This is a genomic window from Paenibacillus cucumis (ex Kampfer et al. 2016), assembly GCF_019748695.1.
GTDB lineage: Bacteria > Bacillota > Bacilli > Paenibacillales > Paenibacillaceae > Paenibacillus > Paenibacillus polysaccharolyticus.
This window is the reverse complement of record NZ_JACLIC010000081.1, coordinates 1-340: the sequence shown is the minus strand read 5'-3', so window position 1 is coordinate 340 and position 340 is coordinate 1. Positions and strand designations below refer to the sequence as shown.

Annotated in this window: 1 protein-coding gene; it reads left to right on the top strand. The window is 55.9% G+C overall.

Features of this window, described 5'->3' with window-relative positions; all coding sequences use genetic code 11:
- Positions 1–340 (top strand): fibronectin type III domain-containing protein (locus H7T88_RS28525; protein WP_221791744.1); only part of this gene is annotated, 340 nt, incomplete at both ends.

Genomic DNA, 340 nt, shown 5'->3' with positions numbered 1-340 from the left:
TTGAACCCAGCCACATCGTATGACTTCCGCCTCGTGGTCACTGGCGGTACGAATGCCGGCACATCGAATGTGGTCTCGAACATCACGACGGACAATGCACCGAGCTTGCCGCTCACGGACTTCGCCAATACGGCGAAAACGAGTACAAGTGCAAGCTTTAGCTGGACAGCAGCGAGCGGAGCAACCGGAATCGTGATCGAACAATCCCCAGCAGGTGCGAATACATGGACAACGGCACAAACAAGTGGAACGATTGCGGCCAACGCCACAAGTGCAACCGTAACAGGATTGAACCCAGCCACATCGTATGACTTCCGCCTCGTGGTCACTGGCGGTACGA